The following is a 25,250-nucleotide window of genomic DNA, read 5'->3' as shown; positions in this document are numbered from 1 at the left end:
ACCGGACGGCCATCGCGGACCGGCAGCGTGATCTCCTCCGTGAAGTACAGAGAGACCATCAGCAGGAACATGCCCGAACGGTGAATCGAGCGACTCGACCCGTTTCATGGGTGGTCGCCTGTGCAACAGACGGCCGCCCGGCGGCCCACCTGCGGTGATCATGTTTCATGGGTTGTTGCAAGTGGCCGGACTCCTGAAACACCCTCATGGAACAGTCCGGGATCGTGAGCGACGACTTCCGGCGCATGGAAGCGCACACCTGCCCGATGTCCACCTGCGCCGCCCCGGCGGGCTCCCCGTGCCGCACCGGCAAGGGCAAGGTGGCCGTTCAGTACCACACCGCCCGCTTCCGCCCCGGGCCCCAACTCGCCAAGGCGCTCAGCGTGCCGACCCCGACCGTGCGCAAGCCGGGGTCGGTGTGGACCGAGCTGCCCCGAACCGCAGGCGCCGAGCCGGTCGGGCACGCCCGCCTCGGGTACGCCCGCGCCTCGACCGCGCGGCAGTACCTGGACGCGCAGCTGGACTCCCTCGCCGAGGCCGGGGTCACCCGCACCTTCTCGGAGAAGATCTCCACCCGCGCCACCAAGAGGCCGCGCAGATTGAGTCGTTGCCGGCAGGCGATGAATCGCTGACTCGATGCACTGGGCAACTACACTGGGTGGCCATTGCTGTCCGAGTCGTGTTGTGTCAGCGTGAGGCGCCGTGAACGGTGATCACGAGCGGGACGCGGCGCTGTCACAGGCGATACGGATGCGCCGGCAGGGGCAGAGTGTGCAGGCCCGGGAGCAGCTGTTGATATTGGCAAAGCAGTATCCGCACGATGCTGAGATCGCCTACCAGACGGCCTGGGTGCATGATGTGCTCGGTCTGGAGGAGGAGGCCGTCCCCTTCTACGAGCAGGCCCTGGCCGGGCCAGGCCTGCCCGAGGAAGACCGTCACGGCGCTTTCCTCGGGCTGGGAAGCACCTATCGTGTCCTGGGCCGGTATGCCCTGTCGGAGCAGACCCTGAGGTGGGGGCTGGAGGAGTTCCCGCAGGATGCGGCCCTGCAGGCATTCTTGGCGATGGTTTTGTACAACACCGGGGAGGGTCGGGAGGCCGTGGGGGTGCTGTTGAAGGTGCTGGCGGCCACCAGCAGCGATCGTCGGGTGCAGGACTACCGGCGCGCTATCGAGCACTATGCCGACGACCTCGACGGCCGGCAGGTATGACCAGGGGCGGTCACTGACGGCGATGCGGCCGGCTGTCCCAGCGGTGGGTGGCCCAGGCACACCGGATCAGGCTGCGGACGGTGATGATGGTGTCGGCGAGGTCGAAGAAAGCGTCAGCGCCTTCGCCCGCGCGGGACTGCCCCTGCAGTAGGTCCGCCAGGACCAGATTCTCTCCGAAGCCCGCCAGCACGCCGACTCGCTCCACCTCATGCGGCTGTTCGGGCCGAGCGACGGCGCAGCCATGCGGTACCTCACCGCCGCCCACCCCGAGCGCACCAGCGCGCTGCCCCGGTAGGAGCAGTTGACGATGGCGCCGCTGCCTTGGGTGCGCATGTGACGCAGTTCGTGTTTCATGCCGACCCAGATGCCCCGCAGGTTGACGGCGTGGACACGGTCGAAGACCTCGGCGGGTTCGTCGGCGGCGTCCGCGGGCGGGATCCGGTACGAAGAGACTGACAGTCGTAGGCCATGTCGAGGCGGCCGAAAGTGTCCACTGTGCGGTCGACCGCGGCGGCGACCTGATCCTCGTCGGTGACGTCGCAGATGATGGCGCTGACGTGGTGGCCTTCACCGGTGAGCTGCTCGGCGGCGGACGTCAGGGCGGCTTCGTCGATGTCGGTGAGGGCGACAGCGGCGGCGAAGGTGCGGGCGGTGGCCAGGCCCATGCCGGAGGAGGCTCCGGTGACGAAGGCGACCTGGCCGGTGAAGTCGTAGGTGGGGTTCGTGGACGTTCTCCCGGGGAGGGCTGGGCGGCGGACAGATGCCTGAGCGCGTGCCGGTACCGGGTGGGGGGTGAAGCGGGTCCTGACCGGGTCAGGACGGTGCCTCGATGGTGATGCGGTCGGTGGTGGCGAGCCGGCCTTGGGAAAGGCCCGACCTCCGTGCGGTGAAGACTCGACACCTCCACCACACCGGAGGTCTTCGCCATGATCAAGTCCGGCCAGTGTCAACAACGTTCGTGATCAATACAGGCGCAGTGTCCCGGTGGCCTGCTCACTCAGCGGGAACGGCATGGCCGAGCGCAGGAAAGCCTGGCGCGCGGCCCTCGACGGCGTGCAGCGGGAGCCGCAGGTGGGCGCTTTGCGCCTACAGGCTGAGCGTGATCGCGGCGGCGATGCCGCCCAGGCCGAGGGCGAAAGCTGCCTCTTTCCAGCCGCCCTTGCCCCAGCGGAATGGGTGGTCGGCAGCCAGCCGGCCCGGACCGATGGCAGCGACGGCCAGCGCGACGACAGCGATACAGACGTTGTATTCCACGCCGCCGTCCGTCTCCCACAGGCCGTGGGCGCCGGTGACCGTGGCCATCGCATTGATCATGACGCCGATCAGGGCTGCAGCCGCCAGCGGCGTCAGCAGGCCGAGGGCCAGACCGAGGCCACCGAGCAACTCGGACATGCTCCCGATCACGGCGAAGAGCTTGCCCGGGTGGTAGCCCAGGGCCGCGAACCCCTTGCCGGTCGCCGTCAGGCCCTGGCCTCCGAAGAGTCCGAAGACTTTCTGAGCTCCGTGTGCGGCCATCAGCAGGCCGAAGGTCAGCCTGAGGAGCAGCAGGCCGAAGTCGGCGGCGGTCGTCATGGGCGCGGTGGTGCGATGCGCCACCGGTTTCGTGGAAGAGACAAGAGGGTTCAGGATGCTTTTGGTCAACATGGCGATGCTCCGGTTGGAACGCCAGAACGGACGTTTCCCCCAGCTCGACCGGATATCGAGCACCGGTGATGGGTGAGCTCCGCGTGGTGTCGCGGGCGAGCCCCCCATCCGACCCTTTCGCTGCGGGCAGCGTCGATCTGGGCGGTGGCCCGCGGGGACAGGCAGGCGGTGTCGCGTCAGTGGTCCTGGGGTATCTGGTCATCGCGATCGGTGTCGTTCGGGCTCAGTCGCACGCAGCATTCGCCGGGCTCGGGGGCCAGGACGGCCTGGACCCCGTTGACCTGCAGGCCGGTGAGGTAGCCACCGAGGAAGGCCTGGTTCATGCCGCACACCAGGTCGGGAGCCTTCGCGGCCAGCGGATGGAACGGGCAGTTGCGCAGTCGGAGCTGGGTCGGGCCTTCCCGGACGGGCTCGTAGCCGTACCTGTCCAGCAGCCGCTCACAGGCGGTCAGCCCCCGCTCGGGGCCCAGGCGCCCTGGACGGATTTCCTCCCGCGCGGCTTCGCCCATCTGCCGGCCGCGCTGTTCGGCGGTCCGCACCGCCGCCTGCGCAGCGTTTTCATCAGCCTCCTCGGTCAGGACGGCGTCCAGGAGAAGGTCCGCCAGGAGTTCGTGGCGCCGGTCGGGGATGCTCACGGTGATCTGGGCGTCGGTGGGCTCGTACACCTTCGGCCGTCTGCCGACCTTGCGGATCCCGCCGGGCGTCTCGTACCGGGCGCGCAGCAGGCCGGCGTCGACGAGCTTGTCGAGGTGGAAGGCGGCGAGCTTGCGGGATATGCCGACGCTGGCGGCGGCCTCGTCGCGCGTGACGGCGTGGCCCGCACGGCGGATGAAGGTGAACATGCGCCGCCGTGAGTCCTCGCTCAGGACGCTGACGGAGTCGATGGCGCTGCCAGCCGCGTCGGCCTGCACTGTCTGATCGGAAGCCACAAGACCACGATAACTCTCATCTCCGTGGGCACAAGTGTTCTTGTGACTCTGTGTCCTGCGTATCTTGACGCCTTCCCTTAATAAGACCAAGCTTTATTGGTAAAATCAGAGAAGGCTGCGATGGCCGATGAGGCACAATTTCAGGCGAAGCGTCCGGTCAGCGCCTCGCTCGCCGGCCCGTACGGCCACCCGTTCCACCCGATCCTGGTCACGGTGCCGATCGGTGCCTGGGTGACCAGCCTGGTGTTCGACATCGCTTCCCACGTCGTCAACCGTCCGGGTTTCCTGACCCAGTCCTCGGAGTGGCTGATCGCGGTCGGGGTGATCGGTGCCCTGCTGGCAGCGATGGTCGGATTTCTCGACCTGTTCGCGATCCCCGGCCGGACCCCGGCCTTTCGCACCGCCTTGGTCCATATGACGCTGAACCTGCTGGTGACCGCCGCATACGTCGTCAACTTCCTGTGGCGGTACAGCGACTACACCGACGGCGGAAGTATCGGACTGGGCAGGCTCGTCCTGTCCGCACTCAGTGTGGCGGTCCTGGGCATCTCGGGATTCCTGGGTGGCAAGCTCGCCTACCGCTACGGCGTCCGCGTCGCCGACGAGAACACCCAGGCCGAGGGATACACGCCCGGCGGCAGCACGCGAAACGCCCGCCCTGCCACCTGATACTGCACGACCTTGTACAGCGGGCCGGTGCCGTCCGGCTGCCTTCGACATCTCATCACTTGAGAGTCCCCATGGACATCGCCGCACTGATCACCTGGGTGATCACCGCCCTCGGCGGCTTCTACATGCTCGGCATCTGAATCCAACGCGGCGGAATTCGCCAGCAGCAGTCCGGCACCAGCCGCCTGCCCGCACCTGTGGTTTTCGGGCACTTTGCCCTGGCCGCGATCGGACTGGTGGTATGGATCATTTATGTCGTAGCCGACAGGAGCGCCCTGGCCTGGACCTCCTTCGGCCTGCTGCTGCCGGTCGCCCTGCTGGGATTCGTGATGCTGGCTCGCTGGATCCCTGTCTGCCGCGACCGCACCACCGCCGGAGCACCGACCGCCGCAACGGTTCAGGGAGCCGACGGAACCGTCCCGGCTGAACGTCACCTCCCGGTGCCGGTCGTCCTCGCCCACGGTCTGTTCGCCGTGGTCACCCTCGTCCTGGTTCTGCTCGCCGCCCTCGGCATCGGAGGAAACCGAGATGACCGAGCACCCGCATCACGTCACCGCCCGAATAGACCTGCACGGCGAGGAAGACACGGCACCGGCACGGCCCGCAGGGCGGGTCGTCCACGAGCCTGGGGGTATCGACCTGGCCGCCGCCGAAGAAGCGGCCGGCCAGTTCCTCAACGCCCTAGGCATCTCCACCACCTCCGAGAGCCTGCGCGGAACGCCAGGCCGGATGGCCCGCGCGTATGGCGAACTGTTCAGCCCGCGCCCCTTCGACCTGACCACCTCTGCGAATGACGAGGGCTACGGCGAACTCGTCCTGGCGCGCCTCATACCCGTCCGGTCGGTGTGCGAGCACCATCTGCTGTCGTTCGCCGGTACCGCCCACGTCGGCTACCTGCCCGGGGCCCGCATCCTGGGGTTGTCCAAGCTGGCCTGTGTCGTCGAGTACTTCGCCTGCCGCCCGCAGGTCCAAGAACGCCTGACCAAGCAGGTCGCCGACTGGCTGCAGACCCACCTGGAACCCAAGGGGGTCGGCGTGGTGATCGAGGCCGAGCACGCCTGCATGACTCTGCGCGGCGTCCAGCCCACCCGGCAGCGCGAACGGGCGATGAAGGGCTTCCGCTCCGCCGGCGCCGCACAAAGATTCCTGTCCGCCTTCAGCGGCATCTCACCGCACTTCGGGCCACGCCGCCACCTGATGACTGCCGCCGGCCACCGCGCCGAGATGACCATCCGCTTCGTGATCTGGGACCAGATCACCGGTGCCGCCGCCATGCCCACCGCGGCCTGACTCGAAAATGCCACCAGGCCCCACTACACCCTGACATGCCATCAGCCGGTCACACCCCCACCAACGTGACAACGCCCGGAGGCGTGGAGCATGACGCGGACGGTGCGGCCGATCAGCCGGACTGGGACCGAGTAGCGGTTCATACGGACGCAGATCTGGCTGTAGCGGTCGACCCGCGGTGTGGACAGCCTGCCTGTCTCGAACGGTTCCTCCGGCAGCGGCGCCAATAGTGGCTGCTCGGTGGCGAAGCAGTCGCCGATCGTGCGAGGGCGGGACCGGATCCGGCGGGCATCGTCCTCCTGGTCCCACCGGTCGATCATCGCGTTCAGCTCGGCGAGTGACTCGACCTCGGGGACAGGGACGAGATGGTTGCGGCGGAACCAGCCGATCTGGCCCTCGACGCCGCCCTTCTCGTAGGCGCCGCGGATGCCGGGCTGGCAGTAGAGGGCCTCGATGCCGTGGTGGGAACGGAAGGCGGTCCATCGTTCGACTTCGATCCTGCGGCGGAAGAGGCCCAGCACCTGGGCGACAGCGGCTCTAAGGTTGTCGTAGCGGACCTTCCCGGTCAGCACTCCGTCCAGCACGTTGAGAGCGTGGACGTGGCCCTCGAAGAGGGCTTCCTGCCCGGCCGAGGCGAAGATGCGGTGGACGGCCTTGCCCGGGTACGACAGCCGGAATGCGAACACGTAGCAGGTCACCAGCTCGCCGGCGAGCTCGACGGTGACGTCTCCGAAGTCGACCTCGTCCTCGGCTCCGGGCCGGTGGGTCTGCGGGACGAACGCGTCGACCACGCCTTTGCCCGCTTGCAGGCGGATCTCCTCACGGCGGGCGGCGACGTAGGCGCGGACCATCGGGTAGGAGATGTCGACCGCGTCGTGCTCGTCCAGCAGCCGCTCGTAGATCCGCTTGACCGTGTGCCGCTGCTTCCGTGGCGCGGTCAGGTCCGCCTTCAGGATGGTGTCGATCACCGGCTTGTAGGGGTCCAGGCGCGTCGCCCGCGACCTCATCTTCTTCCCCGGTCCCGGCAACGCCGATGCGAGAGCTCTCTGCACGGTCTCGTAGCCGACGCCGTACTTCCGCATGAGCGGGCGCGTCGACATGCCTGTCCTGGCAGCCCGGCGGATCGCCGCGTACAGATCGACCTTGGACTTCGGCAGCACCCGGGCCCCCTCGTCGGGCAGAGCACGACCATGGTCCCGAAGCAAGCACCGAGGTGTTCTCGAAACTCAGCGACGTCACTCTCCCGTGGAATCAGGCGTTCTGACCGCTGAGCGACAGGCGTTCTCGAAACTCACCTACAAAGCCAGTCCTCAGCTCCTTGACGTCCTTCTTCAGCTGCTTGTTCCCCTCCAGCAGCCGGGCGATCAGCGCGTCCTTGTCCTCCGGCGCTGTCCTCCCCGCGCGCCTGGCCCGCGAGACCCCGCTCGCCGGCGTCGTCTCGTTGACCCCCAAGTCCTGCACGACCTGCGCGACCGGCTTCCCGGTCTCGGTCACGATCCGCACGGCCCCCTCACGGAACTCCGCGTCGAACTTCCGCCTCTTCTCCGCCATGACTCTCAGCTTCCCCTGCAGTCACGGCCTCTAACTATGAGGGGATGGTCACCGGTCCGCAGGGACGTTCGGGCGGTCAGGGTGACGAGGTAGGTCGCGACGGCGCCGACGGGCACGGCGATGCCGTAGCCCTCGAGGAGGCCCGCGACGAGCGCGGCGCTCACGACCGCGGCGGACCGGGCCTCCGGGGACGGCCGGGCTGCTGCTGGGACCGCGCGGAGAGGTCGGCGGCGGACGGCAGCGGCAAGAACACATCGGTCGTGGACATGGCCGGATCCTGTATCCCGCGCCGTTCGGGCGGCAACCGAATTATGATGCGGAATGGGTGGTTCCCAGCCAGATCCCGCAGGTCCCCGATCTGGCCGAACTTCATGTCGTGCCCTAGGTGCCCCGGGCATCTAAAGAAGATCGGCACGACGCACCCTTCGTCTGCGAGGTCTTCCATGACAGACCTGACCGAACTGTCCGAGCCCGTCTCCTTCCCCCAGGACCGGGCCTGCCCCTATCACCCGCCCACCGGGTACGACCCGCTGCGCACCGCCCGGCCACTGGCCCGCATCCAGCTCTACGACGGCCGCCCGGCCTGGCTCGTGACCGGCCACGCCGTCGCCCGCGACCTGCTGGTGGACCCCCGGCTGTCCACGGACCGCACCCGCTCGGGCTTCCCCGCCACCACGCCCCGCTTCGCCGCGGTCCGCGACCGCAAGCCGGCACTCCTGGGCGTCGACGACCCCAAGCACCGCACCCAGCGGCGGATGATGATCCCGAGCTTCACCCTCAAGCGCGCCACCGAGCTGAGGCCCCGCATCCAGGAGATCGTCGACGAACTGCTGGACGCGGTGATCGCGCAGGGGCCGCCCGTCGACCTGGTGCGCGCCTTCGCGCTGCCGGTTCCGTCCATGGTGATCTGCGCCCTGCTCGGCGTGCCCTACGCCGACCACGAGTTCTTCGAGGAGCAGTCGAGGCGGCTGCTGCGGGGACCGACGGCCGAGGAGACGCAGGACGCCCGGGACCGGCTGGCGGCGTACCTGGAGGAACTGATCGACCACAAGCAGCGGCAGCCCGGCGAGGGCCTGCTGGACGAACTCGTCCAGCACCGGCTGCGCGAGGGCGAGCTGGACCGCGAGGAGCTGACCGCGCTGGCGATGATCCTCCTGGTCGCGGGCCACGAGACCACGGCCAACATGATCTCCCTCGGCACCTACACGCTCTTGCTGCACCCCGACCGGCTGGCCGAACTGCGCGCCGCCCCCTCGCTGCTGCCGGACGCGATCGAGGAACTCATGCGGATGCTGTCCATCGCGGACGGGCTGCTGCGGCTGGCCACCGAGGACATCGAGATCGCCGGGACCACGATCAGGGCCGGGGACGGCGTGGTCTTCTCCACCTCCGTCATCAACCGCGACGAGGACGTCTATCCGGCGCCCGACACGCTCGACTTCCACCGCTCGACCCGTCACCACGTCGCCTTCGGCTTCGGCATACACCAGTGCCTCGGCCAGAACCTCGCCCGCACCGAGCTGGAGATCGCCCTGCGCACACTCCTCGAACGGCTGCCCGGGCTCCGGCTCGCCGCCCCGCCGGAGGAGATCCCCTTCAAACCCGGCAACACCATCCAGGGGATGCTGGAACTCCCCGTCAGCTGGTAAGAGGCTGCCGTCATGCACATCGAGATCGACAAGGACCGCTGCATCGGCGCCGGGCAGTGCGCCCTGACCGCGCCGGGAGTGTTCACCCAGGACGACGACGGCTTCAGCGCCCTGCTGCCCGGCCGGGAGGACGGCGCCGGCGACCCGCTGGTCCGGGAGGCCGCCCGCGCCTGCCCCGTGGGCGCCATCACGCTGTCCGAGGACGAGTAGCGGGTCACGCCGACCACCGGTCCGCCGCCGCACGCGGCGGACCGGCTGACCCGCCGCGTGCCCGTCGCGCCGGCCCGTGGCCCAGGCGGCGGAGGATTGACTAGAAGGCCACCGCGCGGGTGCCGTTGAGCTGCTTGACCAGGTAGCGCATCTGCGCGCCGGCCGACTTGGGGATGGGGCGGGTGAACGCTCCTTGTACGTGTGACTGATTCCCAATGATGCTTGTCAAGCGGGAGTTTCCAATCAACGGCTCTGTCTCACATACGGTGGTGACAGGGCGTCATCAATGATGTGCCTGGTCCGAGCTCCAAGGAGAGCAGTCGCAGACGCGCCATCGAGCGCGACATCGCCGGCGCCACCCTCCCTCCTTGCCCGCCCACAGGCAGGAGGGGCCCAGCAGACGCCAGGGCCTGACCCGGCCGGCGAAGAGGGCCGTGCCCGCAGCCGATCTGCTCGGCCGCGACTTCACCGCCCCCTCACCCGGCATGCGGCTGGTGGGCGACATCACCTTCATCGCCACCGAGGAGGGCTGGCTCTACCTAGCGACCTGGCTCGATCTGGCCACCCGCGAGATCGTCGGTTACTCGATGGCCGACCACCACCGGGCGTCTCTGGCCCTCGACGCGCTGGCGATGGCCGCCGGCCGCGGTCGGCTCCAGCCGGGCTGCATCGTGCACTCGGATCGAGGCAGTGAGGACACGTCTGAGGAACTCCGGCGGGAGATAGGCCGGTTGAAGCTGCGGCAGAGCATGGGCCGGACTGGCTCGTGCTTCGATAATGCCGTCGCCGAGTCGTTCTTCGCGGTGCTGAAGGAGGAGATCGGCACCCGCCGGTGGCCCGACCGAGCCACCGCCCCCGCCGAGATCTTCGCCTTTATCGAGACCTTCTACAACCGCAAGCGGCTACGGAAGCATCCGCACTGGGGCTACCTGACCCCGCTGGAGATCCGGCAGCGGCACAAGCAAGGACACGCCCTCGTGGCGTAAGCATCGAGTGTCCAACGTCACGGGGAAAGTCCACCCTGCACACCAGCTCCGACCAGGACGGATGAGGTTATCGGCAGACGCAACGTCAGGAAAGGACCTGCGCAGCTTACGCCGCGCACGGGTCCGCGTCCGTCAAAGCTTGCGGCCGACCCCGCACCACATCGGCAGCGCGCCAGGAGACAGGCCACCCGCAGAGTCGGGATGCCACTCGGGCAGTTGGACGACGCCGGGGTCCAGGAGATCCGCACCGTCGAAGAACTGGGTGACCTCGGCGTGTGTACGGGGCGTGGCTCCCGCGTGCTCGGCGGCCCGATCGTTGTACCTGCGCATCGACTCAGCGACCTCTTCGGCTCCGATGTCCGCAGCCGGGTGGGAGAGGACGATGTGACTGCCGGGGGCGAGCGCGTCGAGGAGCCGTCGGGCGATCCCATGGGGGTCGTCGGCGTCCGGAATGTACTGCAGAACTGCCACGAGCATCAAGCCCACGGGTTGCGACAAATCCAGCGTCTCCCGAGCTGCCGTCAGGATGCCGTCCACGTCACGCAGGTCTGCCTCCAGATAGTCAGTCGTTCCCTCCTTGGTGCTGACCAGCAGCGCGCGGGCATGAGCCAGGACAATGGGGTCGTTGTCGACGTAGACCACCCGGGCGCCGGGATCGACCCGCTGCGCCACCTCGTGCGTGTTGTCCGCCGCCGGAATCCCGGTGCCGATGTCGAGGAACTGCCGTACCCCTGCTTTCCCGGCCAAGTGCCGCACCGCCCGCCCCAGGAAGGCCCGGTTGGCCCGGACCGCCGGAACGACCTGCGGGTTGGCCGCAGCGGCCAGTTCGGCCGCCTCCTGGTCAGCGAGGTAGTGGTCCTTGCCACCCAGCCAAGCGTTGTACACCCGCGCAGGATGCGCCACCGAAGAGTTGATCGGCACCATTCCACCTGTCGAACGCTCACTCATCCCAACTCGCTCCCCTCACCTTGCCTCACCAGATGCCTACCGTACCCAACACAAGACAACTCCCCTACACACAAACCCCGTTGCGAGCATCAATGGGCACTGTCACGTTGACTGACCGGCCTGGGACGATCTTGGAGTTGATCGTGCCGGAGAGGGGGTTCGCTCGTGTCGTCCGTGCCGCTGTCGTACCAGGGGCACCGGTACCCGGTGGAGATCGTCTCCCCCCTGCGCGGGGCGGTACTTCCGGTTCCCGCTCAGCTTCCGCGAGGCCGGTGGGCCGCTGCCCGAGCGCGGTGTCATCGTGTCCTACAAGACGATCCGTCGGTGGTGCCTGAAGTCCGGGCAGTCCCACGCAGGCGCGCTGCGCCGCCGGCGTCCCCGCCCCGGCGACAGGTGGCACCTGGACGAGGTCTTCAGCACTATCAACGGCGAGCAGAAGGACCTCCGGCGCGCGGCCGGCCAGGACGGCACCGTGCTGGACGTCCTGGTCCGGAACCAGCGCCACCAGGCCGCGGCCCGGCGCTACTCCCGTCGGCTCCACAACGGAATCGGGGCCGTGCCGCGGATGATCGTCACGGACAGGCTCCGTTCCCACGGCACGGCCCACGCGCAGTGATGCCCTCGGTCGAACACCGCTGTCACAAGGCCCCTGAACCACCGGGCGGAGAACTCCCATCAGCCGACGAGGCAGCGCGAACGCGCGATGAAGGACTTCCGCGCAGTCGGCAGAATCCAGAGATTCCTGTCCGCGTTCAGCCAGATCTCACCGCACTTCCGGCCACGCCGCCACCGGATGACCACCACCGGCTACCGCACCGAGATGCGCCATCGCTTCGGAACCTGGAACGAGATCACCGGCACTACCGCCATGCCCACCGAGGCCTGAACCAGAGGCGGAAACCAAGCCCAGCACACCCCGACACACCCTCAAGCAACCGCACACCAACAAGTTGACAATGCCCTCCGCCGTCGCCGCCCTCATCGGAGGCATCGTCAACACCGGTGGATCTGAGCCGCGCTCATATTGTCGGGGGCTCGCGAGCGAGGAACTGAATCCCCTTTGACTCATGCCCGTTCACGGTGGCCACCGTCATGGTGCGGATGTCGACGCTTTCGACGTCCCTTCGGCTCAGCCGACCAGGCGGGAACGGTCGGCTGTGTTGTGTGGTGGGCCGAGGTGTTCGAGCAATAGCCCTTCCCGGGTGGACCACGGGCAGATCTCTACGCTCTTGGCCCCGCAGGCTTCCATGAGGGCCTGTGCGATCAGGGCTCCGGCCAGGGACTGTTCGGCGCGGTGCCGGGAGATGCCCGGCAGCTTGGCACGACGGGACGGCCCCGCGTCGGCCAGCAGGGAGACTGACGTGCGCAGTTGGGGTAGCGCCAGCCGCCGTCCGGCTCGCGGTGTCTTGCCCTGGGAGGCGGCGAGCCGGGCGAGCTGTTCGAAGGTCTTGGAGCAGGCCAGCACCCGCCCATCTGGTTCGGCCTGCGGCAGACCGGGCACGGCTTCCAAGGACCGATGAAGGTGCTGCCGGATCTCGGCCAGGCGGCGTTGGGATGGCGCGGTGCCGCCGGGAAGCCAGTCCCGGGTGATCCTGCGAGCACCTAGTGGCAGCGAGTGGACGGCGCGGGGCTGGTCTCCGGTGCCGGAGGCGATCTCTACGGTGCCGCCGCCGATGTCCAGGACCAGCAGCTGCCCGGCCGTCGGGCCTGCCCACTGGCGGGCGGCCACGTAGGTCAGCCGCGCCTCCTCAACACCGCTCAGCACGCGCAGGCGGGTGCCAGTGGTGCGTGCCACGCGCGCGATGATCTCGTCGCGGTTGGGCGCGTCCCGGATGACGGAAGTCGCGAACGCGAACACTTCCGGTCCGCGCGGACGCGGGTCGGCGGCGACGGCCTCGGCCACTGCCCGCTCGACGCTCTTCATGCCGGCCTTGTCCAGCCGCCCCTTGCGGTCGAGGGTCTCGTGCAGTCTCAACCGCACCTTGCGGGAGAACACCGGCTCCAGCACTGCCCCCGGGCGCCGGCGCACCACCGTCAGTAGAGCACTGTGGCACCCGACATCGAGCACACCGGCCTGCCGCATCCCATCGCCTCCCCCTGGCCCCACACTCGACCGGACCGGCTCCTTCTCCGATCTTCCGGCAGCCCAGACGACGACGCGACGGGGATTCCGGCCCACCGCGTGAGCATATCGTCACCACCCGCGCACCCTCCGCCCCGGCCCGCAGCGGTAGAGCCGTGGACGATCTCACGCCGAATGCGCACGGAGGTCCCGGATCCTCGAACCGTACGGTTTCGCCCACCGTGGCCCTTTCCCACGATGGCCCTGTCAGCGCCGGTTGGGCAGCACCGTCACCCCGGACACTCCGGCGAGTTCAGCCTTGGCCTGTTCCAGTTCGAGGGAGAGCTCAACAATGGACGTTGTCACGTTGACTGACCGGCGTGGGATGATCTTGTGGTTAATCGTGCCGGGGAGATCCGCTCGTGTCGTCCGCGCCGCCGTCGTACAAGGGGCACCGGTACCCGGTGGAGATCATCTCCCATGGGGTGTGGCTGTATTTCCGCTTCCCGCTCAGTTTCCGCGAGGCGGAGGAGCTGATGCTCGAGCGCGGCGTGATTGTCTCGCATGAGACGGTGCGGCGCTGGTGTGTGGAGTTCGGGCAGCAGTACGCCGGCGCGTTGCGCCGTCGGCGGCCCCGGCCCGGCGACAAGTGGCATCTGGACGAGGTCTTAGTCAAGATCAACGGAGAGCAGAAGTACCTGTGGCGGGCTGTGGACGCCAACGGCAACGTCCTGGACATCCTCGTGCAGAACCGGCGGGGCAAGGCCGCAGCCCGGCGGTTCCTCCGCCGCCTGTTGAAGAAGACCCGCACGGTGCCCTGGGTGATCGTCACGGACAAGCTCCGCTCCTACGGCGCCGCTCACCGCCAGGTCATGCCCTCCGTCGAGCACCGTTCGCACAAGGGCCTGAACAACCGGGCTGAGAACAGCCACCAGCCCACCCGGCAACGCGAACGTGCGATGAAGGGTTTCCGCAGTACCGGCGGGGCGCAGCGGTTCCTGTCCGCCTTCAGCGGCATCTCAGCCCACTTCAGACCCCGACGTCACCTGATGACCGCACACGGCTTACGACGGCCAGCGGGCGGCCGTTGCCGTCCACGGCGTGATGGATCTTGGTTGTCAGGCCCCCGCGAGATCGGCCTATCGCATGGCCCACCGGCTCACCCTCTGTCGCGGTAGCTTCACTCTCGCTGCGGCAGGTGGCAGCGCCGGCGTCCTTCTCCGGCCGGGCCGTGTTCGTAGCGTGCTGGTGGGCCCGGTCGATCGTCGAGTCGACCGAGACGGTCCAGTCGATCCCGCCGATCGAGTCCGCCTGAGCGGTCAGCTGCGCCAGAACCGTGTCCCAGGTGCCGTCAGCCGCCCATCTGCGGTGCCGTTTCCACACCGTCTGCCAGGGCCCGAACGTCTCGCGCGGCAGATCTCTCCACGGGATCCCGGTGCGATACCGACTAGATGATCCCCTCGATGATGCGACGGTGATCGGCGAACGGACGCCCTGCCTTCCCCATGTTGCAGGGAAGGCAGGGCGCCAGGCGCGCCCACTGCTCGTCGGCCGGCAGGCGCATGCGCCCGCTCGTGGTCACCGAGGCCGGTAGGCGGTGGCCAGCACGGAGACGGTGACCCGGTCGGGCAGGAGGCCGTCATCGGCCAGGTCTGCACGGCTCACGTGGCGTGCACTCGGCGTCATCCCCACCAGGTCGAGAGCCTCCTGCTGGGTCAAAGGCACGGTGTAATGGACCTGTTCGGTGAGGACGGCTTCGAAGAAGGGATCCAGCGTCCGGTGCAGGCGTTGTTCCTTGGCCGGATCGACTGTGACCATCGCGTGCATCCGATCACGCAGCTCGGCCAGGTGCTGTCCGGTAGGACGGACCACGACCAGCCGGCCAGCCGGGCGGAGCACTCGGTGGAACTCCGTCGGGTTGCGCGGGGCGAACACGTCCAACACGACATCGGCTACGCCGCTGGCCAGTGGAAAGGGGCGGAAGACGTCCCAGGCCGCCGCGGCGGCTCGGTCATGGGCACGAGCTGCCGAGCGCAGCGCGCGCACCGACGTGTCCAGCCCCAGACCACGGGCGCCGGGCAGTTGGTCGAGTACGCCGGCCAGGTAGTAGCCCGTGCCGCATCCGACGTCCACAACCGTGGCCTGCTCAGGTGCGGCGTCGGCCGCCAGGCGGGCGACGGCTTTGCCGATGGGCGCGTATGTGCCGGTGGACAGGAAGCGGTCTCGGGCCTGAGCCATGGCCGCGTCGTCGCCGCTGGTGGCACGGGTGCCCGTCAACAGGCCGGCGTAGCCGTGGCGGGCGATGTCGAAGGCGTGACCCGCCAGGCAGCGCAGTGCGCTGCGGTCGGGGTACAGGCGGTGCGTGCGGCACGTTGGGCAGCGCAGCAGGTCGAGGGACAGCGCGAGGGCAGGGGGAAGCGACACGGGCACGAGGCACTCCTGGCAAGGGTGAAGGGAAGAGACCGTGCCTGCACGCGCGCTCAGAAAGTCACTGCCTCAGGAAGGGACGGGCAGCGCCGGGAGTGTGGTTCACGCAGCAGGCACACCAAGGAGGGCGACGCCGTCCGGCATCGCCCTCAACATCTTCCGATCAGAGGAAGCAGCAGTGCGGGGTGCTCATGAATGCCACGCCATGAGTCTACGGGCACTGGCGAAGTCCCTCATACCCGCCGAAGTTGGGAGACACGGCCTAGTCGGCGGTCTTCGTCCGGGCGAAGTGTCTGGGGTGCCCGTTGAAGTCGGTGAGCCGGCCGCGCATGTGGCAGTTCGGGGGCCTGGACGCGGCGGTGGACACCGCGCCTGAGCTTCTTCTGCGTCAGCTCGGCGAACCACCGCTCCACCAGGATCAGCCACGACGAGCTCGTTGATGTCGCGTCCGGTCCTGGACGTGGTGCAGCGCCCTCGCGGCGGGCAGTGGCTGCACACGCGTTTGAACTGGCACGCTCGACGTCTCCGGGGGCGGTGCGATGGCGGATGCGGGCGGGCCGGGGCTCGGAGCCGGCGCGCTGCCCGCCCCCTGTCCCTGGCACGACTGACCGAGCGGCCGCGGCGCGGCCCGCAGGCCCCGTGACAGCAGACGACTTCCTGGCCGCCCGGTCATGACATCCTGTAACGCCACAAGACATTACGGAATGCCGGACGACAGGCGGTAAGACGAGCGCCCGGCGGTGACGGGGAAGAACGATGAAACTCTGTTTTCTGGTGGAGGAACAGTATCGCCACGACGGTATGCCCGTCGAAGTGATCCGCCAACTCGCCTCCTGGGGACACCAAGTGGACGTGTTGCGCCCCGGCGGCTCCCTGTTGCGCCTGACAGAGGCCGTACAGACGAGCAGCCATGACGCATGGGTGCTCAAGACGGTCTCCGGCGGCCCGGGCCTCACCCTTCTCGAAGCGGCGGACTCGGCCGGCCTGACGACGATCAACAACGCCCGGGCGATACGAGGCGTAAGGGACAAGGCGCTGGCCGCCGCCATCGGCCTCCGCCGCGGGCTGCCCCTGCCTGCGACCTACGCGGCCGCGCTGCCCGAACTGCTCGTGGAGATACCCGAGTCGGAGTATCCGATCGTGGTCAAGCCCGCTGACGGCAGCTCGGGCCGGGCCGTGCACCTGGTGTCCTCCCCGCGCCGGCTCGCCGAGATGCTCCCCGACCTGGCGGGGGAGGGCATGCTCATTGCCCAACCGTACGTGCCCAACTCTGGCGTTGACATCAAGGTGTACAGCATCGGCGACGAGCTGTACGCCACCGAGCGCCGTTCCCCGCTCCACCCGGACCACGCTGTACGGGAGCGCCGCGTTCCGCTGTCGGCCGAGATCGCCGCGATTGCTGGTCAGGTCGGCGTGGTCTACGGCCTCGATCTGTACGGTGTGGACGTGGTCCTGGGACCGAATGGCCCTGTGGTCGTCGACGTGAACGACTTTCCCAGCTTCCGTCAGGTCCCCGACGCGCCGGTACGCCTGGCAAGAGCCGTCCTCGCCCTGGCGGCCGGCACTGACGGGGCGACCGCGGCTGCGCAGCCGCCGCTCGGCGCCGTTCCGGTCCCCATGACGGCAGGCAAGACGGCATGAGAATCGGCCTGATCACGTCTGAGCCCAGCCATCCGCTACTGAGCCTCACCACGGCCCTGCTCGCGCCCGACCACCACGTGGATGTGCTGGATCCGCGTACGCCGCTGCCCGTTTCCGAACCGCTCGCTGACGTCTACCTGTTGAAGGCACGTACGCCACATGCCCTCGCACTCGCCCGGGTTCTGGAGCAACGTCGCGCCTGCGTGATCAACTCGGCCACCGCGACCGCGCTGTGCCAGGACCGTACGTCCATGGCCGCACTGGCCCTGAGTGCTGACCTCCCCTTCGCGGCCACGCGCACCTTCACCACCCTCGCCCGGCTGGCGTCCGGGCCGGCGCTGTCCGGACCCGCGGTGGTCAAGAGCCGCCACAGCCGGCGGCACGATGTGGTGGCCCGCGTCGACAGCCCGTCGCACCTGCGGGACTTGGCCGCCGCCCATCCGGACGAGCCGGTCGTGGTCCAGGATTTCGCCCCCAACGACGGCTGGGACTACAAGCTCTGGGCGATCGGCGACCGGCTCTTCGCCGGCCTGCGCCGCTCCGAACTCTCCCCCGAGGGACGCGGCCCCACACGAGCGCTCCGCCTCGACGACCTGCCGCCCGGATGGCCGGCCCTGGTGCACCGCGTCGGAGAGGTGTTCTCCCTCGACGTCTACGGCGTGGACATCATCGACCGCGGCCACGGCGCCCCACTGATCGTGGACATCAACGCCTTCCCCGGCATCCGGGGCCAGTCGGGTGCTCCCGAGGCTCTGGCAGCGCTGGCCCTGTCCCGGGCCAACGGAGCCGATACGGACCCGGCTTGCGTGCCGTGGTGCGGGAGATGCGGGTAGAAGCGGTCAGGACCGCCTCGTACGGCGGGCCCCGGCGTCCGGGCCCGCCGCCGAGCCCTGACCGCCGCGGCGTACACCGGCAGTCCCACCACCAGGCCCGAGCCCGCGCCGAAGCACAGCGTCGGCACCAGATCCCAGAACCCGGCTCTCGGCCCCCGCACGGCGGCCCAGTCGTGCGCGGTCCGCTGCGCGGCACCGGCCGCCGCGCAGCCGGCGACCACCACCGCGGCCGCCCACCGGCCCCGGACCGACAGCACGGGTACGCCCGCAGGCGCGCCTGCTGTCGCGGCCGTCGCCCGCCGACGCGTCAGCGTCCTGTGGGCCCTGATCCCTGACCGGCGGTGCTACCAAGTCTGCGGGTGCCGATTAATCATCCAACCTGTTCAGGCGGCATGTTGGTACTCATGCAGGGTTCCGTCGAGCCGGTCTTGTCGGTGGACCTCCAGGTGCGCGGTCTGTCCTGGTTCGGTGGTCGGTTCAGGTAGCGGGCGGAGTGGGGCGGCTTGGCCAAGGGCCCGGTGCGGCCAATGCCCGTTGCAGAACGATTCGAACTCGCGGAGCGCGTGCAGGAGGTGGCTTTGGCTCCAGATCAAGGTGCGGTCCAGCAACTCCCTGCGGCAGATCTGTATCCAGCGCTCCATGATGGAGTTCATTCGGGGCATCCGGCCACCGCTGGTGACGACCTCCAGCCCGGCGTCGGCGAGCACGGCGTCGAAGGCCTGCGTGAACTTCGAGTGCCGGTCGCGGATCAGGAATCGGGCCCTGCTGCCTGCGCGCCCTCCTCGACCGGCCGGACCTCGGCGCCGTCGAGCGGCAGCTCCTCGGCGCCCGCGACCGCCGCCTCGTCGGCTGGTGGCTGTTCTCCGCCCGGTTGTTCAGGCCCTGGTGCGAGCGGTGCTCGACGGAGGGCATCACCTCGCGGTGGGCCGCGCCGTAGGAGCGGAGCTTGTCGGTGACGATCACCTGCGGCACCGAGCGGGTCGTCTTCAGCAGGCGGCGGAAGAAGCGCCGGGCCGCGGCCTTGTCCCTTCGGCCCTGGACCAGGATGTCGAGCACGGTGCCGTCGGCGTCGACGGCCCGCCCAGGTACTTCGGCTCGCCGTTGATCTTGATGAAGAGCTCGTCCAGGTGCCACGTGTCCTCGGGCCAGGGCCGTCGGCGGCGCAGGCACGCCCGGACTGCGCGCGCCGGCGGCGGATGGTCTCGTGGGAGACGAGGACTCCGCGCTGAAGCATCAGCTCCTCGACCTCGCGGAAGCCGAGCGGGAAGCGGAAGTACCGCTACACGCAGTGCTCGATGGTCTCCACCGGGTACCGGTGCCCCCGGTCCGACGGCGACCCGCTCCCCACAGACGGTCCCCCTCCACCATGATCAACTCAAAGTTCCTCCCACGCCATTCGCCAATGTGACAGTGCCGGCCTGGCTGCTGAACGGGTTCGAACGGTCCCGGGCGCGGTGGCAGATTCTCGCCAACCAGGCGCTGATGGCCGAGACCGACATGGACACCGGCCCGGACGTCAGCGTCTTCATGGACCCCTGGGACGGGTACGACGCCAACCGCCGACGCGTCCTCGAGGGCGCACGCGACCGTGGTGTCGACAACCTCGTCGTCCTCACCGGCGACCGCCACCGTCACCACGCCAGCGACGTGAAGGCCGACTACCGCGACCCGAAGGCACCGGTCATGGCCGGCGAGTTCGTCTGCACCGCGGTCTCCACCGAGGGCGACGGCGCCGACCAGGACGCCTACAGCCGCAACTCGCTCCTCGCGAACCCGCACATCAAGTTCGCCAACTACCGCCGAGGCTACATCCGGGCCACGGTGAGGCCGGGCCTGTGGACGACCGACTTCCGGGTCGTCCCCTATGTCACCAGGCCCGGTGCACCGGTCTCCACCCGAGCGACATACGTCGTCGAGAACGGTCGCGCCGGCGTCCAGCTCGACAGCGAGGGACCAGCCGTCTGACCGGCGCCGTGGGGGCAGTACCGGGCCGGACGTGCTGTGCCGGGTGATGCCGACGCACGGCCGGGTGCTTGAACAGGTGAGGGCCTGCTGGGTTCGGTGCGGATTGTTACATCTGCACCGCCACTCGGCAGGCCCTCGTGTCCACCGTGACGCCCCGCTGCCCCTGCCGTATCAGCGGCGCGAACATCTCCCCGCCGAACTCCCCGACCGTCACCCCTGGCAAAGCCCTGCCGGGCCCAGGCGTTGGTACGCAGCAGGGTGGGCGCGCCTGCAGGCTGTCGGCCGGGGCCGGGGCATGTCAGCGGCGGCGCCCGGACGATGTCCGCTGCGCCGTCTTCTTCGCGTGGGCCGCCGCGTCTGCCACCGTGCGGTCCGGGTGGTGGGCGTGCAGGGTGTCCAGGATGCGCAGCGACGTGCCCGGGTCCGCCTCGGCCAGGGCGTCGGCGAGGGCTGCAGCGCCGCCGGGCCAGGCGGCGGCCGCCGTGTCGAAGGCGGGGAGCAGGGTCGTCGGCGGGATGTCGGCCGCGGCCGGGATGCCCGTCTCGTCCGCGTCGTACCGGCGCTTCATATGGCCGAGCATGTCGTCGATCCAGCGCTGGTCCAGCTCCTCGACGAGCACCGTGGCGCGGGCGGTGAGGGGGACCGTGTCCTCGGGGACGGACTCTCCCCGGGCCAGCAGCAGCCCGCGGGCGGCGGCCCCGGTCACCGGGTCGGTGAGCGCGGCGCGCAGCACCGTGTCGGGGATCGCGGCGGCATCGAGGCGGGCGAAGTACTCGGACGTGCGGGCGGCATCGGCCCCGTCGGCCTTGGCCGCGGAGACGGCGCCGAGCAGTTCGCCCCATGCCGCGTCCGTGCCACCGCGGTGCGCGGCCCACGCGGCAAGCGTGGCGGCGGCGAGCCGGGTGGGCCAGTGGCGGGTGGCGGCCACGGTCTCGGCCGCGTTCCACTCCGCCACGGTTTCCTGGTCGGGGGCGGCCACATGGCCGGCGGTGAGCACGTGGCGCATGACGGCGGCGCCGAGCGGGGTGAGCCCGTAGGTGTCGCCGGTACGGAAGACGCAGCCGGTGGAGGCCAGTTGGTCCACGAGCGACGCCAGGCCGTGTGCGGGGGCGTCGAGTTCGGCGCGGTCGGCGTCCGTGACGGCGGGCATCCCGAGGAGTTGGGACAGCTCCTCGGGCGACGGGAGCTCGTAGGCGTCGGGGGCGTTGCGCGACACGGGTGTCGGAGCGTCCTCCAGTTCGGGCGGCAGGCCGTCGGACTTCGCGTCGGCGATCTTGCGGGCGACCGAGTCTGGGGTGCTTCCGCGTTCGTACAGCGAGTAGAGGAGGTGCGCTGCGTCGAACGAGTACGCTTCCTGCGGGCCGGTGACCAGCGGCAGCCGTTCGGCCTGGGCGGCCAGGACGTCGGCGGCCAGCTCGAGCAGCTCCTGCGGGGTGCCGTCGGCCCACACGGCGGTGGCGGGGCCGGGCAGGTCGCAGCGTTCCGCGACATCGCGCAGCTCGTCGTCGAAGGTCCCGGCCGCGAGCGCCGCGGGTAGCGGGGCGGCGTGCAGCAGGTCCCGGATCTCGTCGGGCGAAGGGACCGCCGGCGGGGGCGGCAGCGGGACGGACGAGTCGCCGTAGTAGTCGAGGTGTTCGTCGAGCATGCGGTCGGCGAGCGCGACGTGCGGCATCGTCTCCGGGGCGGGGGCGAGTGCGGCGTGCCGGGCGGCGAATGCCTCCGTGAGCCCCGCCGCGGTCCACCGGTCGGTCAACGCATCGGCGATGCGCTCCAGTTCACCGCCGAGCGCGTCGTCGGGGCGTCGGTCGTCCAGCGGCGGTGTGGGCAGCAGCGGGCCCGCCGGTGATGCCTCGCGGGTGTCGCGGGCGAACGCGGCGAGCAGCGCCTCGCCGAGACGGATCCGCACGGCGAACGTCCGTTCCGCGAGGTCGGAACGGTGCAGCGGCTCGGGCAGGGCCGGCCGGTCGGCGTGCGGTGTGTTCTCGTGGGCGTCGAGCCAGGCCCCCACGGTGGCGGGGTCGTCCGGGTCGACACCGTCGGCGGTCAGCAGCGACGCGTACCAGCGGTGCCAGGTCAGATTCGCCGGGTCCGCCATGGCGCGGCGGAAGCCGGGCACGGCGTCCTCGACGGCGGCGAGCAGGCGCGCGTGACGCTTGGCGTTGAGCCGGCCCGCTGCCCGGACCCGGTCGGCGAGGGTACCGAGGACGCCGGGCAGGGCGTCCAGTTCGTCGTCGCCGACGCACAGCAGCTGCGGCAGGTCCTCGTGCAACACCTGCCGCAGCAGGCCGGGGGTCGGCTCCGGCACGCCCGCCCTGCGGTCCGCTCCGCGCAGCGCGAGCATCGTCAGCACAGCGTCCGTGAGGCGCACCGGCAGTGCGACGCCTCTCTCCCCCGTCGCCCAGCTGAGGAAGTCGTCGCGGCCGGTGTTCAAGGCGTTCGTACGAGTCACTCGTGGAGCGTATGAGCGCGGGCGGCCCCGGTGATCCTTACCGGGCCCGGGGTTAGCCCGATCGAGCGAGTGATACGTCTGTGCGGCCCGCTCCCCGGCACACCGGGCGGAGCGGCGGCGAGGCCGGTCGGAGCCCGGAACCGGCAGGGGCGGGGCGGGATTCGAGTGGTGGCGATGAGTTCGCGTCGGACGGGCAGTCAGCACTGCACATGGACACCTCCGACACCACATCCCTACCCGATCTCACTCCCGCCGTCTAAGAGTTCCTAACAAAATAGGGTGTTTGCGTCAGTCTGGATGCGTTGGTGCGGATTCGTAGCGAGCGGGAGGTGGGTGATGTCCCGCCCCAAGCCCTGGGAGATCGACGACGACCTGTGGGCCCTGATCGAGCCGCTGCTGCCAGTGGCCGGGCGCCGCCCCGACCACCCGGGCCGCAAGCGACTGGACGACCGCAAGGCCCTGCAGGGCATCCTGCTTCGTGCTGTCCACCAACATCCAGTGGGAGTGGCTGCCGCAGGAGCTGGGCTTCGGCTCGGGCATGACCTGCTGGCGCCGGCTGCGGGACTGGAACCAGGCCGGCGTCTGGCACCAGCTGCAGGAGATCCTGCCGGCGAAGCTGCGCGGCGCGGACCAGCTGGACTTCTCCCGCGCCGCCATCGACACTCCCCCTGGCTTCACCGGGGGCACCTCCACCCACGTCCGCGCCCTGCGGGGCGGCCCAAAACCGGGCCGAGTCCGGTCGACCGCGCCCGGCCGGGCTCCAAGCACCACCTGATCACCGACGCGCGCGGCACTCCATTGGCGGTCTCGCTCACCGGCGGCAACCGCAACGACGTCACCCAGCTGATGCCGCTGCTCCGGGCGATCCCCGCGGCCACCGCGGGCGCCCCCGGTTCCGGCCGCGCCGTCTGTATGCGGACCGCGGTTACGACCACGACCGCTACCGCCGTATGGATGGCTCCTACTTGCGGTTCCCCGCTGACGTGCCCAGCGCCGGACGAAGCGTCGTCCTCCGGCTGCGGGTCCGTCGGTTCACCTGTCGGAACGCCGAGTGCGAGCGCCGGACCTTCGTCGAGCAGATACCGGGCCTGACTCGCCGTCACAGTCACCGACAGAGCGGCTGCGTTCTGCTCTGGCCGCGAACAGCTCGGGCCGGACCCGCATCGTGCGCGTCCAGTCGCCGTCCTCGATGGTCCCCGCACGGTGGCCCAGGCTTCCCCTGGAACTGGAGGGCTAGCCTCCACACCGGCTACAGCGGGGAGTCGGTGCCAGGATGGCCGGGTGGACCGCTCCGGGTTTGTCCGGGTTCTGATGTGCCCCGGGTCCGGTAGGGGCGACCTGCCGGGCAGACGATGCCCCGGAGACTCGAGGAGGCCTCCGCGCCCACGCAGTCACGACCGAGGTCGCCCAGCGGGGCCGGCAACGGCGGCGAGGTCCGGTTGTCGACGGACTGGCGGCCGTACGGGCACTTCGCGTACCCGGGGCAGGAGGACCAGCACGTCGAGCACCTGCCGGACGCCTGTGACCAGCCACCCACCCCGAGCAGTGGCCGCGAGGCCGTGACGCTGACGACCGGAGGATCCGGCCGATGTCTTCCGATGACGCGTCGTACGGTGCGCCTTGCCGTCCTCGAAGGGGCCACCACTGCGTCATCGGGACCGGAGGCACGGCGCTGTCCGACCACCTCACCGCGTTCGGGGCCTGCTCCGGCCGGGCCGCATTCGCCGTAAGGGACCGGGAGGCCGACAAGGGCTGTCGGTCGGCCATCGGTCTGGCCTGAGGCCACGGACGAACGAGTGTCCAGCCATGTGCCCGACAAGCCGTGGCGTGGCGTCACCCGGCGGCGGAGGTGAGGCTGGAAGGACAGAGAACGAACGGGGCGGAGACCTTCTGGAGGTGCCATGACTGGTGCAGATGCGCGTCGGCCGATCGTGGTGGGCGTCGACCCCGCCCCCGCGAAGCGGCTGGCACTCGCCTGGGCCACCGACGAGGCGGATCGCCGCGGCCTGCCGGTGCGGCTCGTCCACGCCCAGGGCGTACCGACGAGGGGATACCGGTCGGGCAAGGCACGGCCGTCCTGGGAGGAGTGGAACCGGACGCTGCACGAAGCGGGTGCCGAGGTGCTCGAGGGGGCGGTCGCCTTCGTCGAGTCCCGGCGGCCGACGGTGGAGGTGTCGACCCTGCTGGCGGAGGGCGAGCCGGCGTGGGTTCTGCGTGAGGAGGCGCGGAACGCTTCCCTGGTCGTGGTGGGCTCCTGGCATCTGAGCACCCGGCACGAACTGTTCACCTCGGCCTCCGTCTCACTCCCGCTCACCGCTCACGCGTCCTGCCCGGTCGTCGTCGTCCCGGAGCCGGAGCACACCACCCAGGAACCCGCGTACTTCGTGGTCGGCGTCGACGACAGTCCGCACGCGGTCGCGGCTGTGGATGTGGCGTTCGAGGAGGCGGCCCTGCGGGGAGCGGCCCTCAGGGCCCTGTACGTGTGGCATCCGCCGCTCCTCGGTGTCCTGGACGAGGACGCCGCGGTGCGGGAGTGCCGCCGTGTGCTGTCCGAGACGGTCGCGGGCCGCACCGCGACGCACCCGGGAGTCGAGCTGCACCACGAAGTCGTGCGTGGTCACCCTGTGCAAGTCCTGACGGAAGCCTCGGAACACGCCTTGGGCCTGGTCGTGGGAGCCCGCGGGCACGGAGGGTTCACGGGCATGCTGCTGGGCTCGGTGAGCCAGGGAGTGCTGCACCATGCCCACTGCCCCGTCATCGTGGTCCCGGTGTGAAGCGCCGAACGGCC

General features: G+C 69.8%; 20 protein-coding genes and 9 pseudogenes. 14 read left to right on the top strand and 15 right to left on the bottom strand.

Annotated features, from left to right (window positions below; genetic code table 11):
- Positions 1-224: 224 nt before the first annotated feature.
- Positions 225-632 carry a hypothetical protein gene (locus ACFYQA_RS25795; RefSeq protein WP_388922275.1) on the top strand — a complete coding sequence of 136 codons (408 nt, stop codon included), beginning with the start codon at positions 225-227 and terminating at the stop codon, positions 630-632.
- Between the two features lie 118 nt (positions 633-750).
- Complete coding sequence (locus ACFYQA_RS25790; RefSeq protein ID WP_388922350.1) at positions 751-1,209, top strand: tetratricopeptide repeat protein; 459 nt, start codon at positions 751-753, stop codon at positions 1,207-1,209.
- A gap of 10 nt (positions 1,210-1,219) precedes the next feature.
- Here the strand turns inward: ACFYQA_RS25790 and ACFYQA_RS25785 are convergent.
- From ACFYQA_RS25785 to ACFYQA_RS25770, 4 genes and pseudogenes are all read right to left on the bottom strand, one after another.
- Positions 1,220-1,324 (bottom strand): annotated as a pseudogene (locus ACFYQA_RS25785) (IS5/IS1182 family transposase); the annotation flags it as partial.
- 140 nt (positions 1,325-1,464) lie between these two features.
- Positions 1,465-1,874: pseudogene (locus ACFYQA_RS25780) on the bottom strand (SDR family NAD(P)-dependent oxidoreductase); the annotation flags it as partial.
- Between the two features lie 421 nt (positions 1,875-2,295).
- A complete protein-coding gene (locus ACFYQA_RS25775) occupies positions 2,296-2,781 on the bottom strand; it encodes a DoxX family membrane protein (RefSeq protein WP_388922347.1) in 486 nt (161 codons plus the stop codon).
- A gap of 248 nt (positions 2,782-3,029) precedes the next feature.
- Entirely contained in the window at positions 3,030-3,782 is a 753-nt protein-coding gene (locus tag ACFYQA_RS25770; RefSeq protein ID WP_388922265.1) for a helix-turn-helix transcriptional regulator, read from the bottom strand.
- 120 nt (positions 3,783-3,902) lie between these two features.
- On the opposite strand from ACFYQA_RS25770, the gene ACFYQA_RS25765 reads away from it, so the two are divergent.
- Together ACFYQA_RS25765 and folE are read left to right on the top strand one after the other, a co-directional pair.
- Positions 3,903-4,451 (top strand): DUF2231 domain-containing protein, encoded by a 549-nt coding sequence (locus ACFYQA_RS25765; RefSeq protein ID WP_388922263.1) that lies wholly within the window; start codon positions 3,903-3,905, stop codon positions 4,449-4,451.
- Between the two features lie 528 nt (positions 4,452-4,979).
- A complete protein-coding gene (gene folE, locus ACFYQA_RS25760) occupies positions 4,980-5,741 on the top strand; it encodes a GTP cyclohydrolase I FolE (RefSeq protein ID WP_388922260.1) in 762 nt (253 codons plus the stop codon).
- 41 nt (positions 5,742-5,782) lie between these two features.
- Here folE and istA read toward each other — a convergent pair whose 3' ends face one another.
- The 3 genes and pseudogenes from istA to ACFYQA_RS25745 all read right to left on the bottom strand — a co-directional run.
- Entirely contained in the window at positions 5,783-6,901 is a 1,119-nt protein-coding gene (gene istA / locus ACFYQA_RS25755) for an IS21 family transposase (RefSeq protein ID WP_388922257.1), read from the bottom strand.
- Between the two features lie 91 nt (positions 6,902-6,992).
- Positions 6,993-7,292 carry a transposase gene (locus tag ACFYQA_RS25750; protein ID WP_388922254.1) on the bottom strand — a complete coding sequence of 100 codons (300 nt, stop codon included), beginning with the start codon at positions 7,290-7,292 and terminating at the stop codon, positions 6,993-6,995.
- 50 nt (positions 7,293-7,342) lie between these two features.
- Positions 7,343-7,690 (bottom strand): annotated as a pseudogene (locus tag ACFYQA_RS25745) (hypothetical protein); the annotation flags it as partial.
- A 45-nt stretch (positions 7,691-7,735) separates the two neighbouring features.
- On the opposite strand from ACFYQA_RS25745, the gene ACFYQA_RS25740 reads away from it, so the two are divergent.
- Together ACFYQA_RS25740 and ACFYQA_RS25735 are read left to right on the top strand one after the other, a co-directional pair.
- Positions 7,736-8,941, top strand: coding sequence for a cytochrome P450 (locus ACFYQA_RS25740; protein WP_388922251.1), 1,206 nt, complete (start codon positions 7,736-7,738; stop codon positions 8,939-8,941).
- 12 nt (positions 8,942-8,953) lie between these two features.
- Positions 8,954-9,151, top strand: a complete 198-nt coding sequence (locus ACFYQA_RS25735; protein ID WP_055571498.1) for a ferredoxin — start codon at positions 8,954-8,956, stop codon at positions 9,149-9,151.
- A 106-nt stretch (positions 9,152-9,257) separates the two neighbouring features.
- Here ACFYQA_RS25735 and ACFYQA_RS25730 read toward each other — a convergent pair.
- Positions 9,258-9,380, bottom strand: a pseudogene (locus tag ACFYQA_RS25730) (XRE family transcriptional regulator); the annotation flags it as partial.
- A 139-nt stretch (positions 9,381-9,519) separates the two neighbouring features.
- On the opposite strand from ACFYQA_RS25730, the gene ACFYQA_RS25725 reads away from it, so the two are divergent.
- Positions 9,520-10,137 carry an IS3 family transposase gene (locus ACFYQA_RS25725; protein WP_388922247.1) on the top strand — a complete coding sequence of 206 codons (618 nt, stop codon included), beginning with the start codon at positions 9,520-9,522 and terminating at the stop codon, positions 10,135-10,137.
- A 132-nt stretch (positions 10,138-10,269) separates the two neighbouring features.
- Here ACFYQA_RS25725 and ACFYQA_RS25720 read toward each other — a convergent pair whose 3' ends face one another.
- Positions 10,270-11,085, bottom strand: a complete 816-nt coding sequence (locus tag ACFYQA_RS25720) for an SAM-dependent methyltransferase (RefSeq protein WP_388922244.1) — start codon at positions 11,083-11,085, stop codon at positions 10,270-10,272.
- A 165-nt stretch (positions 11,086-11,250) separates the two neighbouring features.
- Between ACFYQA_RS25720 and ACFYQA_RS25715 the strand changes: the two are divergent.
- A pseudogene (locus ACFYQA_RS25715) lies at positions 11,251-11,971 on the top strand (IS6 family transposase).
- A gap of 243 nt (positions 11,972-12,214) precedes the next feature.
- On the opposite strand, the gene ACFYQA_RS25710 reads toward ACFYQA_RS25715, so the two are convergent.
- Positions 12,215-13,168 (bottom strand): Ppx/GppA phosphatase family protein, encoded by a 954-nt coding sequence (locus tag ACFYQA_RS25710; RefSeq protein ID WP_388922241.1) that lies wholly within the window; start codon positions 13,166-13,168, stop codon positions 12,215-12,217.
- A gap of 401 nt (positions 13,169-13,569) precedes the next feature.
- On the opposite strand from ACFYQA_RS25710, the gene ACFYQA_RS25705 reads away from it, so the two are divergent.
- The gene (locus ACFYQA_RS25705; RefSeq protein ID WP_388922238.1) at positions 13,570-14,325 is read left to right on the top strand and encodes an IS6 family transposase; all 756 of its coding nucleotides are present in this window, start codon (positions 13,570-13,572) and stop codon (positions 14,323-14,325) included.
- Here the strand turns inward: ACFYQA_RS25705 and ACFYQA_RS25700 are convergent.
- Positions 14,216-14,729, bottom strand: a pseudogene (locus ACFYQA_RS25700) (IS5 family transposase); the annotation flags it as partial. The gene ACFYQA_RS25705 and the pseudogene ACFYQA_RS25700 sit on opposite strands and share 110 nt — an antisense overlap.
- A complete protein-coding gene (locus ACFYQA_RS25695) occupies positions 14,726-15,577 on the bottom strand; it encodes a methyltransferase domain-containing protein (RefSeq protein WP_388922235.1) in 852 nt (283 codons plus the stop codon). The gene ACFYQA_RS25695 and the pseudogene ACFYQA_RS25700, both read right to left, overlap by 4 nt.
- 753 nt (positions 15,578-16,330) lie before the next feature.
- On the opposite strand from ACFYQA_RS25695, the gene ACFYQA_RS25690 reads away from it, so the two are divergent.
- Together ACFYQA_RS25690 and ACFYQA_RS25685 are read left to right on the top strand one after the other, a co-directional pair.
- Positions 16,331-17,215, top strand: a complete 885-nt coding sequence (locus ACFYQA_RS25690) for a RimK family alpha-L-glutamate ligase (RefSeq protein ID WP_388922232.1) — start codon at positions 16,331-16,333, stop codon at positions 17,213-17,215.
- Positions 17,212-18,048 (top strand): RimK family alpha-L-glutamate ligase, encoded by an 837-nt coding sequence (locus tag ACFYQA_RS25685; RefSeq protein ID WP_388922229.1) that lies wholly within the window; start codon positions 17,212-17,214, stop codon positions 18,046-18,048. The genes ACFYQA_RS25690 and ACFYQA_RS25685 overlap by 4 nt, the downstream gene beginning before the upstream one ends.
- 383 nt (positions 18,049-18,431) lie before the next feature.
- Here ACFYQA_RS25685 and ACFYQA_RS25680 read toward each other — a convergent pair.
- Positions 18,432-18,821, bottom strand: a pseudogene (locus ACFYQA_RS25680) (integrase core domain-containing protein); the annotation flags it as partial.
- Between the two features lie 34 nt (positions 18,822-18,855).
- Positions 18,856-19,324 (bottom strand): annotated as a pseudogene (locus ACFYQA_RS25675) (IS6 family transposase); the annotation flags it as partial.
- Between the two features lie 128 nt (positions 19,325-19,452).
- Between ACFYQA_RS25675 and ACFYQA_RS25670 the strand changes: the two are divergent.
- The gene (locus ACFYQA_RS25670) at positions 19,453-20,013 is read left to right on the top strand and encodes an alkaline phosphatase D family protein (protein ID WP_388922226.1); all 561 of its coding nucleotides are present in this window, start codon (positions 19,453-19,455) and stop codon (positions 20,011-20,013) included.
- A 298-nt stretch (positions 20,014-20,311) separates the two neighbouring features.
- On the opposite strand, the gene ACFYQA_RS25665 is transcribed toward ACFYQA_RS25670, so the two are convergent.
- On the bottom strand, positions 20,312-22,462 hold the full coding sequence (locus tag ACFYQA_RS25665; RefSeq protein WP_388922223.1) for a hypothetical protein: 2,151 nt from the start codon (positions 22,460-22,462) through the stop codon (positions 20,312-20,314).
- 336 nt (positions 22,463-22,798) lie between these two features.
- Between ACFYQA_RS25665 and ACFYQA_RS25660 the strand changes: the two are divergent.
- Positions 22,799-23,412: pseudogene (locus tag ACFYQA_RS25660) on the top strand (IS5 family transposase); the annotation flags it as partial.
- Between the two features lie 951 nt (positions 23,413-24,363).
- The gene (locus ACFYQA_RS25655) at positions 24,364-25,236 is read left to right on the top strand and encodes a universal stress protein (RefSeq protein WP_388922220.1); all 873 of its coding nucleotides are present in this window, start codon (positions 24,364-24,366) and stop codon (positions 25,234-25,236) included.
- Positions 25,237-25,250 lie beyond the last annotated feature (14 nt).

The organism is Streptomyces sp. NPDC005774 (assembly GCF_042871645.1).
Taxonomy (GTDB): domain Bacteria; phylum Actinomycetota; class Actinomycetes; order Streptomycetales; family Streptomycetaceae; genus Streptomyces; species Streptomyces pratens.
This window is presented reverse-complemented; position numbering and strand designations above follow the sequence as displayed.